The following is a 14645-nucleotide window of genomic DNA, read 5'->3' on the forward strand; positions in this document are numbered from 1 at the left end:
AGGCCGTGCTCGGCAGCTGATCCGGACGAAAGCGTCTAGCTGTTCTCGACCCCCAGCACGCCCCGCAACTCCTTCGGCAGAAGCTGGTCGCAGGACTGTTTGGCCTCGTGGGTCAGGGCGTCGCTGACGCAGGTGTAGTAGTCGCGGTAGACGAACTGCACGGTGAAGCTCGTACCCACCAGGACCAGGGCCAGGGACGCAGTGACCAGGCCGCCGATCGCCGCCGTGACCTGCGGACGGGCGCCCGCGGGGGCGGCGGGAGCGTCCGGGCCCGGGGTGCGGGGCTTGGCGCGCAGGGCGCTGATGCCCCAGTACAGGGCCAGCGAGCCCAGCAGCAGGGCCACGTACGGCCAGCTGAACAGGACGAAGAAGACGGCCCACATACCGGAGAGAAGCGCATAGCGGGCGCGGCGCTGGGCCGGGTCCGTCGGGTCCCAGCGCATGCCGGGCCCGGTCGGGCCGCCCGGGCCCTCGGGGCCGCCGCCGGGGCGTTCGCCGAAGCCGCCGGGGGAGCGGCCGGGCTGGTGGTCGCTCCACTGGTTGCCCCAGGGGGAGCCGCCTCCCGAGCCGCCCGCCGGGCCGGAGCCCGGGGATCCCTTGGGGTGGCGGGGCTGCCACGGCCGGTCGGGGGCACCCTCCGGCGGCGGCGCGAACGGGTTGTCGTCCTGCTGCTCACCGCCGCGCCCGTCGCCGTCCCGCGTGCCCGTGGGTGCCTCGGGCGGCGAGGCCGGCCGCTCCCGCAGCAGCACGGCGCCACGCTCGCCTCCCTGGGCCGGGCGCGGGGGGAACGTGAGGAGTCGCAGGCTGCGATCGGGCATCAAAAGAGCGTCTTCCCCTAGGTGAGTACGGCAGTCCGACGAGAGCTTCCACCCCGTGAACGCACCGCACGACGACCGCGTTCCCGAGGCTGCTCGTTCTCGATTCCTCCCGAACGCTACCTTCCGGCCAAGCACCCGTCCCGTGGGGGCCTTCCGGAGTGCCGGTATCGTTGCTGGCGGTCGGCCGCTTCGTAGACTTCCCCGTATCCCGGGGCGCGATGCATTCGTACGAATGTACAAAGCGTCGGCCGGACACACCGCCGTCCCGAGAAAGGGCCTCACCGTGGCCGCCACCCCCGCCGGCCCAGCGGCCGAGCGCCTCGTCGTGCTGGTCTCCGGATCCGGCACCAATCTGCAGGCGCTGCTGGACGAGATCGAGCGCACCGGAGCCGAGTCGTACGGCGCGCGGATCGTCGCCGTCGGGGCGGACCGCGACGGCATCGAGGGGCTCGCCCGTGCCGAGCGGGCCGGGCTGCCGACCTTCGTGTGCCGGGTGAAGGACTTCGCCACCCGCGAGGAGTGGGACGCCGCCCTCGCCGAGGCCGTGGCCGGGTACGAGCCCGACCTCGTGGTCTCCGCCGGGTTCATGAAGATCGTCGGGAAGGAATTCCTCGCGCGGTTCGGCGGGCGGTTCGTCAACACGCACCCGGCCCTGCTGCCCAGTTTTCCCGGGGCCCACGGTGTGCGCGACGCGCTCGCGTACGGCGCCAAGGTCACCGGCTGCACCGTCCACTTCGTGGACGACGGAGTCGACACCGGGCCGATCATCGCCCAGGGCGTGGTCGAGGTCCGGGACGAGGACGACGAGAGCGCGCTGCACGAGCGCATCAAGGAAGTCGAGCGAAGGCTGCTCGTAGAGGTCGTGGGGCGGCTCGCCCGCAACGGCTATCGCATTGAGGGACGAAAGGTAGTTATCCAGTGACCGCCACCGCCGAGAGCACCAAGCGGCCCATTCGCCGGGCGCTCGTCAGCGTCTACGACAAGACCGGCCTGGAAGACCTCGCGCGCGGCCTGCACGAGGCCGGCGTGGAGCTGGTCTCCACCGGGTCCACGGCCGGCCGTATCGCCGCCGCCGGTGTCCCCGTGACCAAGGTCGAGGAGCTGACCGGCTTCCCCGAGTGCCTGGACGGCCGCGTCAAGACCCTGCACCCGAGGGTGCACGCGGGCATCCTCGCCGACCTGCGTCTGGACAGCCACCGCGAGCAGCTCGCCGAGCTGGGTGTCGAGCCGTTCGACCTGGTCGTCGTCAACCTCTACCCGTTCCGCGAGACGGTCGCCTCCGGCGCCTCGGACGACGAGTGCGTGGAGCAGATCGACATCGGCGGCCCGTCGATGGTCCGCGCCGCCGCCAAGAACCACCCGTCGGTGGCCGTCGTGACCAGCCCCGAGCGGTACGCCGACGTCCTCGCCGCCGTGCAGGCCGGCGGCTTCGACCTCACCACCCGCAAGCGGCTCGCCGCGGAGGCCTTCCAGCACACGGCCGCCTACGACGTGGCCGTGGCCTCCTGGTTCGCGTCCGGGTACGCCCCCGCCGACGAGTCGCCCTTCCCCGACTTCCTGGGCTCCACCTGGGAGCGCGCGCACACCCTGCGCTACGGCGAGAACCCGCACCAGCCGGCCGCCCTCTACGTCGACGCGGGCGGCTCCGGTCTCGCGCAGGCCGAGCAGCTGCACGGCAAGGAGATGTCGTACAACAACTACACGGACACGGACGCCGCCCGCCGTGCCGCGTACGACCACGACGAGCCCTGTGTCGCGATCATCAAGCACGCCAACCCCTGCGGCATCGCGGTCGGCGCGGACGTCGCCGAGGCGCACCGCAAGGCGCACGCGTGCGACCCGGTCTCCGCGTACGGCGGTGTCATCGCCGTGAACCGCCCGGTCAGCAAGGAGATGGCCGAGCAGGTCGCGGAGATCTTCACCGAGGTCATCGTCGCACCGGACTACGAGGAGGGGGCCCTGGAGGCCCTCACCAAGAAGAAGAACATCCGCGTGCTGAAGGCCCCGAACGGCCCGTGCAACCGGCTGGAGGCCAAGCAGATCGACGGCGGCGTGCTCCTCCAGGAGACCGACCGCCTCCAGGCCGACGGTGACGACCCGGCCAACTGGACCCTGGCCAGCGGCGAGGCGCTCAGCGAGGCGGAGCTGGCCGAGCTGGCCTTCGCCTGGAAGGCCTGCCGCGCCGTCAAGTCCAACGCGATCCTCCTCGCCAAGGACGGCGCCTCCGTCGGCGTCGGCATGGGCCAGGTCAACCGCGTCGACTCCTGCAAGCTGGCCGTCGAGCGGGCGGGCGAGGAGCGTGCCCGCGGCTCCTACGCGGCCTCCGACGCCTTCTTCCCCTTCCCCGACGGCCCCGAGATCCTCATCAACGCGGGTGTGCGGGCGATCGTCCAGCCCGGCGGCTCGATCCGTGACGAGCAGGTCATCGAGGCCGCCAAGAAGGCGGGCGTGACCATGTACTTCACGGGCACGCGCCACTTCTTCCACTGACGCCCGCCCCGGCGTGTTCGCCGGGCAGCTCGTCCTCGAGAACCGACCGACGGCCGCCGGCCCTCCCCCGAGGGAGCCGGCGGCCGTCTGTATGGGGGTGTGGTCAGCAGGAGGGGACGGGGTCGGTCTCGGAGGAGATGTTGTTGTCGCTCATCCAGCCCCACTTGCCGTTGTCCGCCTGGGTGTACAGCCAGCGGGTCGGGTGCGGTCCGCCGTGGTTCTGGCCTCCGTCGAACTTGCAGACGAAGAACGACGGGTTGGAGTACATGCGGCCGATGACCTGGTTGGCGTTGGCACCCGCGTAGACGTTCGAGCCGGTGGCGTTGTTGCAGTACCAGACGGATCCGTCCTGCCAGCACGGGTTCGCGGCCTGGGCGCTTCCCGCGCTGCTGAAGAGGAGGCCGGCCCCGGCGGTGACGGTGGCGGCGCCCACGGCGATGGCCTTGCGGTTGAACTTCATGGTCTTGTCCCCCTGATGGTTCAGGTTGCCCACCGACGTTGGTGGACGTGGACAACCGTGCCCCTTCCACGACCGCGCGGGTACCTCGGAAGTCTCAGGGTCACTTCTTGCCCGGGGGCGTGTACTCCTTGAGCCAGTGGGCGACACGGGCGGAGTAGTCGCTGTACTCCGGGGGAACTCCGCCCGTGTCGTTCACCTTGCCGTACGAGGTCTGGTAGGCGGCCGCGACCAGTACCCGCTTGTCCCCGGGCAGGCCGGCCTTCAGATGCGGATCGATGAAGCAGAGGTAGCGGCCCATGGACTTGATGGACACGGAGGGGGACAGGGGAGGGGTGGGGGTCGCCGGGGCGGGGATGCCGTCGTCCCGCATCCACCAGCGCAGGACGCGGGGTGTCCAACGGGCGATGCCGAACTCCTGCTTGCCGGGATCGGAGAGGTCGGGGTTGAAGTTGCTCCCGGCCTTCAGCATCGCCGCGATCAGGGCGGGCGTGACGTCCGGGCGGGGGCAGATGTGGGCGGAGTCGACAATGAGCTTGCGGTAGACGACCGGCACGCCCTTGTCGGTACGGAGCTCCGAGGCGCCGTAGGAGGCGAGGGCTGAATGGTCGGTGCCGCCGCCGTGCCCCGTCCAGGTGCTGACGCCGTAGCCGAGGGCGGCGACGGCGACCGTGGCGGCCACCGTGCCCAGCACGACACGCGGCCTGCGGGCGCGCGGGATGCGCGGCGAGCAGCCGCTGCCGGCGGCGGCCTCGACGCGGCGCAGCAGCGCCTCGGTGCCGATCCGGTCGGCGTGCGTACGGGCCAGAGCGCACCGCACGATCTCCCGCCAGGCATCCGGGAGTTCGGGCGACAGGCGCAGCTCGTCGGTGCCGCGCGCGTAGGCGACGGCCGCGTCGCGGCGGGCGCTCGGGGTGCCGCCGGGCAGCGGGAAGGAGTCGGTGAGGACGAGGTGCGCGAGCACGCCGAAGGCCCACACGTCGGCCGACGGGCGGATACGGCGGCCGCGTTCGCCGATCTCCGACCACAGCAGCTCGGGCGGCGTGTAGTCGGGGGTGGAGAAGGCCGGGGTGTAGGCGTGGGTGCCCTCCAGCTCGGCGGCCATGTTGAAGTCGGCGAGCCGGGCCGAACCGTCCTGCATCAGCAGCACGTTGGCCGGCTTCAGATCCCCGTGCACCCAGCCCGCCCGGTGCAGCTGCGCCAGCCCCTCGCAGATGTGCGTGAGCAACGCGGGCCCGTCGCCGGGCCGGGGCGAGGCGGCGAGGCGGGCGGACAGCGAACCTTCCGCCTTTTCGAGTACGAGGACGGTGGCGCCGTCGAGATCGGGGCGCTGCGGGTCGTCCACGACGAGGGTCTCGTACATCCGCACCAGGCGTGGCCGGGTGAGCCGGCGGTGCAACTCGACCTCGCGCTCGACCAGGTCGCGCAGATGAGCCAGCTGGCGCGGGGTCCCGGTGCCGGTGGGCAGGAACTTCAGGGCGGCCGTGCGCGGCAGTTCGCCCTCGCCGGCGCGCCGGGCCGCGTAGACGCTGCCGAAGGCACCGGTCGCGATCGGCTCGCGCACCTCCCAGACGCCGACCCGGTAGCCCTTCGGTACGGATACGGCGTACGGCTCGGTCACCGTGCCGCCCGCGCGGACGGCCCGGCCAGCACGACCAGGTCGTCCTCGCACACGAGGTCGAAGCGGAGCGCCAGGGAGACCAGGGACTCCTTCTTGCCGTTGAGGCGGGGGCCCGGGTCCGCCGTATCCGGGCCGGGCTTGAGGCGGAGCTTCACGGCCAGGTAGTCGATGTTCCACTGCACCGAGGTGCGGGAGGCGGCCGGCCAGACGGGGCGCAGCCGGTCGACGACCTGGTCGACGGTGGGCAGCGGGGCGTGCGGGTCGCCGCGCAGCCGCGGTTCGCACAGGGCGGCCAGGACGGCGAAGTAGCGCTTGGTGCGGTCGACGGAGAAGGCGGGCGCGGTGGTGTCGCCGTCCGGTCCGGCGCCCTCGCGCAGATAGTCGTGGCGCGGCGCCCACACCTCGATGGTCAGCAGGTCACCGGCGGCGGGCAGCACGATCCGTGAGAACTCGAAGGGGACGGGCGCGTCGAGTCGGCCCGGGCCGACCTTGATGTGCTCGCCGGCGCCCTCCGGGTTCTCCACGACGTACGTCGCCTGCGCGGACAGGTTGCTCAGTATCCAGAAGGCGCCCTGTGCGGTGAGTTCGCCGGCCCCGCGCGAGACCCCGTCGTGCGGGATCGGCAGGTCGTTGCCGGGCGCCCGCCCGAAGGTGAGGCGCTCGCCGGGAGCGAGCCGGATCTGGGCGGGCCGGTGTTCGTCCTCCGGGGTCGGCGGAGGTACCACGATGATGCTGTACAAGGTGCGTCTCCCCGTGCCTGACGGCTACCCCGGCCAGCCTAGGGGGACACGCCGGGGCCGTGTCCCCCCTGCACGGGTGAACACGGCCCTTGAGAGTGAATGGCGCGAACTGTGCTGCCGCGCGCGCTCGCTAGTCCTTGACGACGATCGAGCCGCACACCTTGTCGGAGAACGTCTGGCGCTTGGCGTCCCAGGCCGGCCACAGGTAACCGAGGTAGCAGGGCAGGCCGTCCAGGAAGTGGGCCAGCTGGCGCACGAACGCCATGCCTCCGCCGAGCGGCTGCCCGGTGTCCTCCTTGAGCGTGCGGGTGCCGACCACCTTCTTGCCGACGGTCTGGCCGGTCCTGCCCTCCTGGATCACCTGCCAGATGAGGACACCGATGCCGGCGACGAAGCCGAGGAGCGCCAGGGCCGGAACCTTCGCCGCGACGCCGATGCCGGCGAGGGGGAGGTAGGCAACCAGGTACAGGATCACGTCGATCAGCTTGCTGAGAAACCGCTGACCCCAGTTCGCGTACACCGGCTGCTGCATCCCGTAACCGGCCTGCTGCGGGTAGCCCGGGTAACCCTGCGGGGCCTGCGGGTAGCCCGGCTGCTGCGGGTAGCCGTAACCCTGCTGCGGCGGGACGCCCTGCGGAGCCTGCGGGTAGCCGGGCTGCTGCGGGTAGCCGTAGTTCGGCTGGGGGTCCTGGGGCTGGCCGTAGGGGTTGGGCGAGCCGAAACTCATGGCGGGTTTCCTCCGTTGACACTGCGGGGACGACGCGGAAGGAACGGAGGAACGTCAGGATATGAGCGGTTTGCCCCCCAACCGGACCGCGATGCTGCGCCGCTCATCGTCGTAGGAAAGGCCGATTATTGTCCAGCCGGATTCGCAAGGTGTTGTGCAAGTGCAACATCATCGATCAAGGACGGGAGCCGGCGGGCAGGCCCGGGCGTACCCGGATTGGAACCGGGAGCCGGTCATCCGCGAGGATGGTGTCATGACCGCCCAGATTCTCGATGGCAAGGCCACCGCAGCCGCGATCAAGTCCGATCTGACCGCCCGCGTGGCGGCGCTGAAGGAGAGGGGCGTCACGCCCGGCCTCGGCACGATCCTGGTCGGGGAGGACCCCGGCAGCCAGAAGTACGTCGCCGGCAAGCACCGCGACTGCGCCCAGGTCGGCATCGCCTCCATCCAGCGCCACCTGCCGGCCACGGCCACCCAGGAGGAGATCGAGGCGGTCGTCCGCGAGCTGAACGAGGACCCGGCCTGCACCGGCTACATCGTCCAGCTCCCGCTGCCCAAGGGCATCGACGAGAACCGCATCCTGGAGCTGATGGACCCGGCCAAGGACGCGGACGGCCTGCACCCGATGAACCTCGGCCGTCTCGTCCTCAACGAGCCCGCGCCGCTGCCCTGCACCCCCAACGGCATCATCTCCCTGCTGCGCGCCCACGGCGTCGAGATCAAGGGCGCCGAGGTCGTGGTCGTCGGCCGGGGCGTGACCATCGGCCGCCCGATGCCGCTGCTGCTCACCCGGCGCAGCGAGAACGCCACCGTGACCCAGTGCCACACCGGCACCCGTGACCTGTCCGCCCACCTCAAGCAGGCCGACATCATCATCGCGGCCGCCGGCTTCCCGCACCTGATCCGCGCCGAGGACGTCAAGCCCGGCGCGGCCGTCCTGGACGTCGGCGTCTCCCGCAACGCCGAGGGGAAGATCGTCGGCGACGTCCACCCGGACGTGACCGAGGTGGCCGGCTGGATCTCCCCGAACCCGGGCGGCGTGGGCCCGATGACCCGCGCGCAGCTGCTGGTCAACGTGGTCGAGGCGGCGGAGCGCAGTGCCGGCTGAGGACACTCACCACCGCACCGGGCCGGCCTCCCCCGACGCCGACGGGACCAAGCGGACCACGCGCCGCTTCCCGCGGTTCACGAAGGACACCGCGCGCCCCGAGGGCGGCGGCCGGGCCGCTCCCGGCGATGCCCCGGCGCCCGCCCGGCAGTGGCCGATGCTGGTCGTGCTGGGCGCGGTCGCGCTCGGCCTGCTGCTGACCGCGCTCGACGTCTTCCGCTGGGGCACCCTGCTGATCGGCGCCGCCCTGCTGGCCGGCGCCGTCATGCGCTGGACACTGCCCCGCGTCGGCATGCTCGCCGTCCGCTCGCGCTTCACGGACATCGCCACCTACGGGATATTGGGCCTCGCGATCATCCTGCTGACGATGATGGCCCAGCCCAAGCCGTGGCTGGAGATCCCGTTCCTGAAGGACACGTTGCACTTCACACTCACGAAGTAGCACCGCCCGCACGACGGTGGCCCGCGCCTCCCCCGGGGGCGCGGGCCACCGGCATGTCCCCGTCGCCGACGCTACGGCGGCCCGCCGGGCCCCCGCGTCCCCCTCCGGGCTGACCTCCCCCGTCCGTCGGGGGAGGTAGCCGCCGCCGGCCTGCAACTTCCGTGGTACCGCCTCGGGTTGACTCCCCGGCCCCGCTTTCGGCGTTACCCTGCGGCGATGCGCCCGAGGACCCCCCGCCCGCTCGCCGTGGACACGCTGATCGCGGTCGCCATGGCCGTGGTCGCCGTCCTGCTGGGGCAGGAGTCGCGGTCGCAGGGCTGGCCGGAACTCGACGCCCGCGCCTACGCCCTGGTCGCCCTCGCGCACCTGCCGGTGGCGCTGCGCGGCCGGTGGCCCGTCGGCGTCTTCGCCGCCGTCCAGGCGGCCGCGCTCGTCTACACCACCCTCGGCTACTGGCCGGTGGTGTGCACCTTCGGCTCGATGCTGGCCCTCTACACGGTCGCCTCGGTCCGCCCGGTGCGCACGGCGCTCGCCTGCGCGGCCTGCATGACCGCGCTCTGGGCCTACGCCGGGGTGGTCAGTCACACCCCGTCCATGGCCTCCGTGCTGGGGCAGGCGCTGCTGTACTGCTCGGTGCTGGTCTGGTTCGGACACCTGGCCCGCCGCTCCGCCGAACTCACCCGCCGGCTGCGCGCGGAGCAGGCCGAGCGGGCCCGGCGCGCGGTCGCGCAGGAGCGGGGGCGGATCGCGCGGGAGCTGCACGACGTGGTCGCCCACCACATGTCGGTGATCTCCGTCCAGGCGGGCCTGGCCCGCTTCGTCTTCGACTCCGACCCCGGCAAGGCCCGCGGGGCGCTGGGCACCATCGGGGACACCAGTGGTGAGGCCCTGGAGGAGCTGCGGCGCATGCTCCAGGTGCTGCGCGAGGAGGACCCGCAGGCCCCCGAGGGCGCGCCCATGCCCACCCTGGCCCGGCTCGGCGACCTCGTGGACCGGGTACGGTCCGGCGGCCTCCCCGTGGACCTGGCCGTCGAGGGCACCGAACGGCCGCTGCCGCCCGGCGTCGAACTGTGCGCCTACCGCGTCGTCCAGGAAGCCCTCACCAACGTCCTCAAACACGCGGGCCCGGCACGCGCGCGCGTGCAACTCCGCTACGGATCCCACGACCTGACGGTCCGCGTCACCGACGACGGGGAGGGGGTGAATCCGGACAGAGTCTCCACGGGCGCCGGACACGGCTTGATCGGCATGCGCGAACGGGCCAAGCTCTACGGCGGGGCGATCAGCGTCGGCCCACGCGCCGAGGGCGGCTACCAGGTCCAGCTGACCCTGCCCACCTCGGCCACGCACACACGGCGGGGGGACGACCGTACGCGATGACCAGAGTGCTCGTCGTCGACGACCAGTTCCTCATCCGGGCCGGACTGGTGGGCCTGCTGGACGCCGTGCCCGGTTTCGAGGTGGTGGGCGAGGCGGGCGACGGTGAGGAGGCCGTGCGGCTCGCCGCCGAGACCCGGCCCGACGTGATCCTCATGGACATCCGGATGCCCGGCATGGGCGGCATCGAGGCCACCGAGCGCATCCTCGCCGAGGCCGCCTCACAGCCGCCCCGGGTGCTCGTGCTGACCACCTTCGACCTGGACGAGTACGTGTACGGGGCACTGCGCGCCGGGGCCGCCGGGTTCCTGCTGAAGGACTCCGGGCCCGAGCGGCTGCTCGCCGCGATCACCGCGGTCGACGGCGGCGACGCCCTGTTCGCGCCCAGCGTCACCCGGCGCCTGGTCGAGGCCTTCACCCGCCCGCAGGCCCTCGCCGCCCCCGAGTCCGCGGAGCAGCCGCCCGACCTCGGGGTGCTCACCGCGCGCGAGACCGAGGTCCTCAGGCTCACCGCCCGCGGTCTGTCCAACGTCGAGATCGCCGACCGCCTCTACATCAGCGAGGCCACCGTCAAGACCCACCTCAACCGCACGATGACCAAGCTCGAACTGGGCAGCCGGGCCCAGGCGGTGGTGGTGGCGTACGAGACGGGACTGGTCACCCCGGGCGGCTGAACGTCCGGGAGACGCAGGGCAACGGCGGCCCGTCCCCTCCCCCGAGCAAGGACGAACCGCCGTCGGAGAACCAGACTTCCCGCTGTGAACGGCCTGTTCAATGCCTGTCTGTGCGCTGTGGCACGGAGGTGACCGTTCCGCCATCGTGTCCGCGCGCTGCCACATGTGGCGCCATCGTGTCGATGTACCGACTAATCGGGGATACGGTACGAAGACCCCGTGGAAGCAGGGGCACGCCTCACGGGACCGATGCTCCTGTGCGCCCCCACTCCGGGAACTGGGATCCTTAGTCAGCGCATCCCTGTGGGTAGCCAGAACGGGGCCGCGCCGGTGACCTGACCGGACCGGCCCGGGGCCACGTGCGGGGGAAGCGCGGGGAACCAACAGCACCAACCGGGGGGAATGAGGGGGAAGCAATGCCTCGATGGAAAGCCTTGCCGGACGAGCTGGATCCGCAGATCAAGGAGTTCACGAGCCAGTTGCGCCGGCTCGTGGACCGCAGCGGCCTGGGCATCGCGGCGCTGGCCGACCGGACCGGCTACAGCAAGACGTCCTGGGAGCGTTACCTGGGCGGCCGGCTCCTCGCGCCCAAGGGCGCGATCGTCGCGCTCGCCGAGGTCACCGGCACCAATCCGGTCCATCTCACCACCATGTGGGAGCTGGCCGAACGCGCCTGGAGCCGGGCCGAGATGCGGCACGACCGGACCATGGAGCAGATCCGTATCTCCCAGGCGCGGGCCGCGCTGGGGGAGTTCGGGGCGGCCGAGGCCGAGGGGACGAGCGGGACCAAGACGGCCCGCAGAGGCGCCGGTCCCCACCCGACCCCCGGCATCGCAGGACCCGCGGGGGTTTCACCGACCATCCCGCCCCAGCCGACGGCGTCCGAGGCCGACGCACCGGAGGACACGGACCGCCCCGCGGCGGCCGCCTCCGGACCCAACTCCTGGGGGCTGGCCGGCTACCAGGGCCCGTCGCCGGCGAGCGGCCGCCCCGGTGCCGGTGCACGGCCCTCCGGCACGCCGGACGCGCCCGGGTGGACGCCGGGTACGCCGAATCCCTACGACGTGCAGTCGCCGGGCACGCGGCCCGGCACCGGCGCGTCGGCCAAGGGGTCCGGGGGCAAGGGGCGGCTGACGATGTTCCTCGCGGGCCTCGTCGGTGTCCTCGTCGTCATAGCGGCCGTCTTCTTCTTCACCCACCAGGGCGGCGACAAGAAGCACGGCGCGGCCAAGTCGCCGTCCCCGACGGCCAGCACCGACCCCAGCCTGCCCGCCGGGGTCAAGTGCAGCGGCTCCGCCTGCACCGGCAAGGACGCGGAGGCCATGGGGTGCACCGGCGACCTGGTGACCACCGCGAAGACCGCCACCGTCGGCGCCACCACCCTGGAGGTCCGCTACAGCAAGACCTGCGGCGCCGCCTGGGGACGGATCACCCGCGCCGCCCAGGGCGACCGGGTCCAGGTCTCGGCCGGCAAGGCCCGCCAGACGGGTGACATCACCACCGCCGGGGACAGCATCGCCTACACCCCGATGGTCGCCGTGAAGGACGCGGCCGAGGCCAAGGCCTGCGCGACCCTCGCCTCCGGGCGGACGGGGTGCACCAAGTAGGCCGCAGGGAGAGGGGCGCGAACCAATTCGGGTGGAATTTCGGGGACGGAGGCATGGGCCGCCGGATCCTGGGCACGCGAACGTTACCCCCACGGGAGTCCGGTCAGCCGGTACCCCCCATGGCGGCCGTCTTCGTCCTCCTCTCCCGGACGGGCGGCCGCCACTTTCATAAACCCCGAGTCCGACTTGTGGGGTGAGCCACAGGGCCCCGGACATCTCGCATGCCGGATGCGCGATAGCCTGACCGCTGGATTCTCTTGACGCCAAGAGATCGATCATCCGCCGGGGCAGTGACGCCCCACCGCCAGCTGTCATACGGAGAACGCCATGACCCGCACTCCCGTGAACGTCACCGTCACCGGCGCGGCCGGCCAGATCGGTTACGCCCTGCTCTTCCGCATCGCCTCCGGCCAGCTGCTCGGCGCGGACGTGCCGGTCAAGCTGCGCCTCCTGGAGATCACCCCGGCGCTCAAGGCCGCCGAGGGCACGGCCATGGAGCTGGACGACTGTGCGTTCCCGCTGCTCCAGGGCATCGACATCAGCGACGACCCGAACGTCGCCTTCGACGGCGCCAACGTAGCCCTCCTGGTAGGCGCCCGTCCCCGCACCAAGGGCATGGAGCGCGGCGACCTGCTCTCCGCCAACGGCGGCATCTTCAAGCCGCAGGGCAAGGCCATCAACGACCACGCCGCGGACGACATCAAGGTCCTCGTCGTCGGCAACCCGGCCAACACCAACGCGCTCATCGCGCAGGCCGCCGCGCCGGACGTCCCGGCCGAGCGCTTCACCGCGATGACCCGCCTGGACCACAACCGCGCGCTGACCCAGCTCGCGAAGAAGACGGGTTCGACGGTCGCCGACATCAAGCGCCTGACCATCTGGGGCAACCACTCCGCCACCCAGTACCCGGACATCTTCCACGCCACGGTCGCCGGCAAGAACGCCGCCGAGGTCGTCAGCGACGAGAAGTGGCTGGCCGACGACTTCATCCCGACCGTCGCCAAGCGCGGTGCCGCGATCATCGAGGCCCGTGGCGCCTCGTCCGCCGCCTCCGCCGCCAACGCCGCCATCGACCACGTGTACACCTGGGTCAACGGCACCGCCGAGGGCGACTGGACCTCCATGGGCATCCCGTCGGACGGCTCCTACGGCGTCCCGGAGGGCCTGATCTCCTCCTTCCCGGTCACCACCAAGGACGGCACGTACGAGATCGTCCAGGGCCTGGACATCAACGAGTTCTCCCGCGCCCGCATCGACGCCTCCGTCAAGGAGCTCGAGGAGGAGCGCGAGGCGGTCCGCTCCCTGGGCCTCATCTGAGTCTGCCTCCGGCGTTTTCGCCGCGAGCCCGTGCGGGCCCTGTTCCGGTTTCGTCCGGAGCGGGGCCCGCGCCCGTTTTCATCGCTACTGTCAAAAGCAGTACAGGGAAGGGTGATTCGGGGGGTTCGTGATGAGCGGGCGGAGCGGATGGAGCGACCGGGAGGGCAAGGGCGAGGAGGGGGTCGGTTCGGATCACGGTCCCGGCGCCGATCACGCGCCCGGCGAGGAGAGAGGCCGGGCCGCCTGGACCGCCGATGAGTCGGTCACCCCGCCGCCCTGGGCTTCGGCACAGACGCGCTCGACCCCGCTCCCGCCGCCCTGGGCGTCCGCGGAGACCAGCACGGCCATGGTCCCGCCCGCGCCCGGTGGCGCCGACGTCCCGCCTCCGCCGCAGCCCTGGGCCACCGCTCACGCCTCGGCCGGCGGCCCGCCCGCGCCGGCCCCGGTCCCCCTGCCGTCCTACGCCCCCGTCCCCGCCCCTCGGCGGATCCAGGGCGGCCGGCTGATCGCCCTGATCGTCGCCATGGTCCTGGTCGGCGCCGGATCCGGCTTCGGGGTCTGGTACCTCGGCCGGGACCGCGGCGGCAGCGGCTCCCCGTCGGCATCGGCTCCGGCCACCGACGTCACCGTCACCGCCCCGACCTCCTCCGTCGGCACCACGCCGCCCCCGTCCCCGTCATCGACTCCGTCCGCGTCGGGGGGAGCCCCCGCGGGATACCGCCTCGTCCACGATCCCGTCGGCTACACCCTCGCCGTCCCCGAGGGCTGGACCCGGCGGCAGAAGCAGGGGGAGAAGGAGACCGTGGTGTTCTACGACTCCCCGTCCGACGGCCGCCAGCTGCAGATCTTCGAACTGTCCGAGACCACCGTGACCGAGTCCCTGGACCTCGCCGAGAACGACCCCGGTTACGGCTACTCCCGCGAGCCCGGCTACCGGGCCCTCGCGCGCCGCTCCGGAGACACCTGGGCCGAGCTGTCGTACCGCTACGACGACCGGGACAAGGGCGCCCGCCGGGTCGTCGACCACCGCTTCCAGGCGGCCGACGGCACGCTGTACGCGATCCGCTCCAGCGGGCCGGAGCGGCTGTCCGACGACCGGGTCCGCGCACCGCTCACCACGGCGTTGGCTGCGTTCTGCGCCACGGACGCGTCCTGCGCGCAGGGGGCATGAGCAAGCGTGTTCCGCGCGTGATCAGGAACGGCCCGGGCGGGCCCGGTTGGTGTGGGTCGTGGACCGTCAGGAGTGTGCGGGTTCCCGTTTCTCGGA

At 72.3% G+C, this 14645-nt stretch carries 14 protein-coding genes; 9 read left to right on the forward strand and 5 right to left on the reverse strand.

Annotated features, from left to right (window positions below):
• Positions 1-35 precede the first annotated feature (35 nt).
• The gene (locus tag AQI88_RS11300) at positions 36-818 is read right to left on the reverse strand and encodes a hypothetical protein (RefSeq protein WP_066995940.1); all 783 of its coding nucleotides are present in this window, start codon (positions 816-818) and stop codon (positions 36-38) included.
• A gap of 232 nt (positions 819-1050) precedes the next feature.
• Here AQI88_RS11300 and purN point away from each other — a divergent pair, with 232 nt between their 5' ends.
• Together purN and purH are read left to right on the forward strand one after the other, a co-directional pair.
• Positions 1051-1740, forward strand: a complete 690-nt coding sequence (gene purN / locus AQI88_RS11305; RefSeq protein WP_244184103.1) for a phosphoribosylglycinamide formyltransferase — start codon at positions 1051-1053, stop codon at positions 1738-1740.
• A complete protein-coding gene (gene purH, locus AQI88_RS11310) occupies positions 1737-3308 on the forward strand; it encodes a bifunctional phosphoribosylaminoimidazolecarboxamide formyltransferase/IMP cyclohydrolase (RefSeq protein ID WP_066995943.1) in 1572 nt (523 codons plus the stop codon). Before purN ends, purH begins: the two co-directional genes overlap by 4 nt.
• 103 nt (positions 3309-3411) lie before the next feature.
• Here the strand turns inward: purH and AQI88_RS11315 are convergent, their stop codons facing one another.
• The 4 genes from AQI88_RS11315 to AQI88_RS11330 all read right to left on the reverse strand — a co-directional run bounded on the left by AQI88_RS11315 (position 3412) and on the right by AQI88_RS11330 (position 6853).
• Positions 3412-3768 carry a hypothetical protein gene (locus AQI88_RS11315; RefSeq protein WP_066996143.1) on the reverse strand — a complete coding sequence of 119 codons (357 nt, stop codon included), beginning with the start codon at positions 3766-3768 and terminating at the stop codon, positions 3412-3414.
• 100 nt (positions 3769-3868) lie between these two features.
• A complete protein-coding gene (locus AQI88_RS11320) occupies positions 3869-5386 on the reverse strand; it encodes a serine/threonine-protein kinase (protein ID WP_066995945.1) in 1518 nt (505 codons plus the stop codon).
• Complete coding sequence (locus AQI88_RS44945; RefSeq protein WP_066995948.1) at positions 5383-6126, reverse strand: FHA domain-containing protein; 744 nt, start codon at positions 6124-6126, stop codon at positions 5383-5385. The genes AQI88_RS11320 and AQI88_RS44945 overlap by 4 nt, the downstream gene beginning before the upstream one ends.
• Before the next feature lie 130 nt (positions 6127-6256).
• The gene (locus tag AQI88_RS11330; protein WP_066995951.1) at positions 6257-6853 is read right to left on the reverse strand and encodes an RDD family protein; all 597 of its coding nucleotides are present in this window, start codon (positions 6851-6853) and stop codon (positions 6257-6259) included.
• 253 nt (positions 6854-7106) lie between these two features.
• Between AQI88_RS11330 and AQI88_RS11335 the strand changes: the two genes are divergently transcribed.
• The 7 genes from AQI88_RS11335 (at position 7107) to AQI88_RS11365 (ending at position 14549) form a co-directional block, all read left to right on the forward strand.
• The gene (locus AQI88_RS11335; RefSeq protein WP_066995954.1) at positions 7107-7961 is read left to right on the forward strand and encodes a bifunctional methylenetetrahydrofolate dehydrogenase/methenyltetrahydrofolate cyclohydrolase; all 855 of its coding nucleotides are present in this window, start codon (positions 7107-7109) and stop codon (positions 7959-7961) included.
• Complete coding sequence (locus tag AQI88_RS11340; RefSeq protein WP_066995959.1) at positions 7951-8403, forward strand: DUF3017 domain-containing protein; 453 nt, start codon at positions 7951-7953, stop codon at positions 8401-8403. Before AQI88_RS11335 ends, AQI88_RS11340 begins: the two co-directional genes overlap by 11 nt.
• A gap of 216 nt (positions 8404-8619) precedes the next feature.
• Entirely contained in the window at positions 8620-9783 is a 1164-nt protein-coding gene (locus AQI88_RS11345; protein ID WP_066995961.1) for a sensor histidine kinase, read from the forward strand.
• Entirely contained in the window at positions 9780-10454 is a 675-nt protein-coding gene (locus tag AQI88_RS11350) for a response regulator (protein ID WP_066995964.1), read from the forward strand. The genes AQI88_RS11345 and AQI88_RS11350 overlap by 4 nt, the downstream gene beginning before the upstream one ends.
• Positions 10455-10870: 416 nt before the next feature.
• Positions 10871-12061: a helix-turn-helix domain-containing protein gene (locus AQI88_RS11355; RefSeq protein WP_079057516.1), complete on the forward strand. Its 1191-nt coding sequence runs from the start codon at positions 10871-10873 to the stop codon at positions 12059-12061.
• A 327-nt stretch (positions 12062-12388) separates the two neighbouring features.
• Positions 12389-13378 carry a malate dehydrogenase gene (locus AQI88_RS11360; RefSeq protein ID WP_066995969.1) on the forward strand — a complete coding sequence of 330 codons (990 nt, stop codon included), beginning with the start codon at positions 12389-12391 and terminating at the stop codon, positions 13376-13378.
• Between the two features lie 130 nt (positions 13379-13508).
• A complete protein-coding gene (locus AQI88_RS11365) occupies positions 13509-14549 on the forward strand; it encodes a hypothetical protein (RefSeq protein ID WP_066995972.1) in 1041 nt (346 codons plus the stop codon).
• The last annotated feature ends 96 nt before the right edge of the window (positions 14550-14645 follow it).

Origin of the sequence: Streptomyces cellostaticus (assembly GCF_001513965.1) — a bacterium.
GTDB lineage: Bacteria > Actinomycetota > Actinomycetes > Streptomycetales > Streptomycetaceae > Streptomyces > Streptomyces cellostaticus.

Bases quoted from the DNA above. Each gene is read 5' to 3' on its own strand.
- AQI88_RS11300 (WP_066995940.1), bottom strand. From the start codon at position 818: ATGCCCGATCGCAGCCTGCGACTCCTCACGTTCCCCCCGCGCCCGGCC.
- purN (WP_244184103.1), top strand. From the start codon at position 1,051: ATGTACAAAGCGTCGGCCGGACACACCGCCGTCCCGAGAAAGGGCCTC.
- AQI88_RS11315 (WP_066996143.1), bottom strand. From the start codon at position 3,768: ATGAAGTTCAACCGCAAGGCCATCGCCGTGGGCGCCGCCACCGTCACC.
- AQI88_RS11330 (WP_066995951.1), bottom strand. From the start codon at position 6,853: ATGAGTTTCGGCTCGCCCAACCCCTACGGCCAGCCCCAGGACCCCCAG.
- AQI88_RS11335 (WP_066995954.1), top strand. From the start codon at position 7,107: ATGACCGCCCAGATTCTCGATGGCAAGGCCACCGCAGCCGCGATCAAG.
- AQI88_RS11345 (WP_066995961.1), top strand. From the start codon at position 8,620: ATGCGCCCGAGGACCCCCCGCCCGCTCGCCGTGGACACGCTGATCGCG.
- AQI88_RS11350 (WP_066995964.1), top strand. From the start codon at position 9,780: ATGACCAGAGTGCTCGTCGTCGACGACCAGTTCCTCATCCGGGCCGGA.
- AQI88_RS11355 (WP_079057516.1), top strand. From the start codon at position 10,871: ATGCCTCGATGGAAAGCCTTGCCGGACGAGCTGGATCCGCAGATCAAG.
- AQI88_RS11360 (WP_066995969.1), top strand. From the start codon at position 12,389: ATGACCCGCACTCCCGTGAACGTCACCGTCACCGGCGCGGCCGGCCAG.
- AQI88_RS11365 (WP_066995972.1), top strand. From the start codon at position 13,509: ATGAGCGGGCGGAGCGGATGGAGCGACCGGGAGGGCAAGGGCGAGGAG.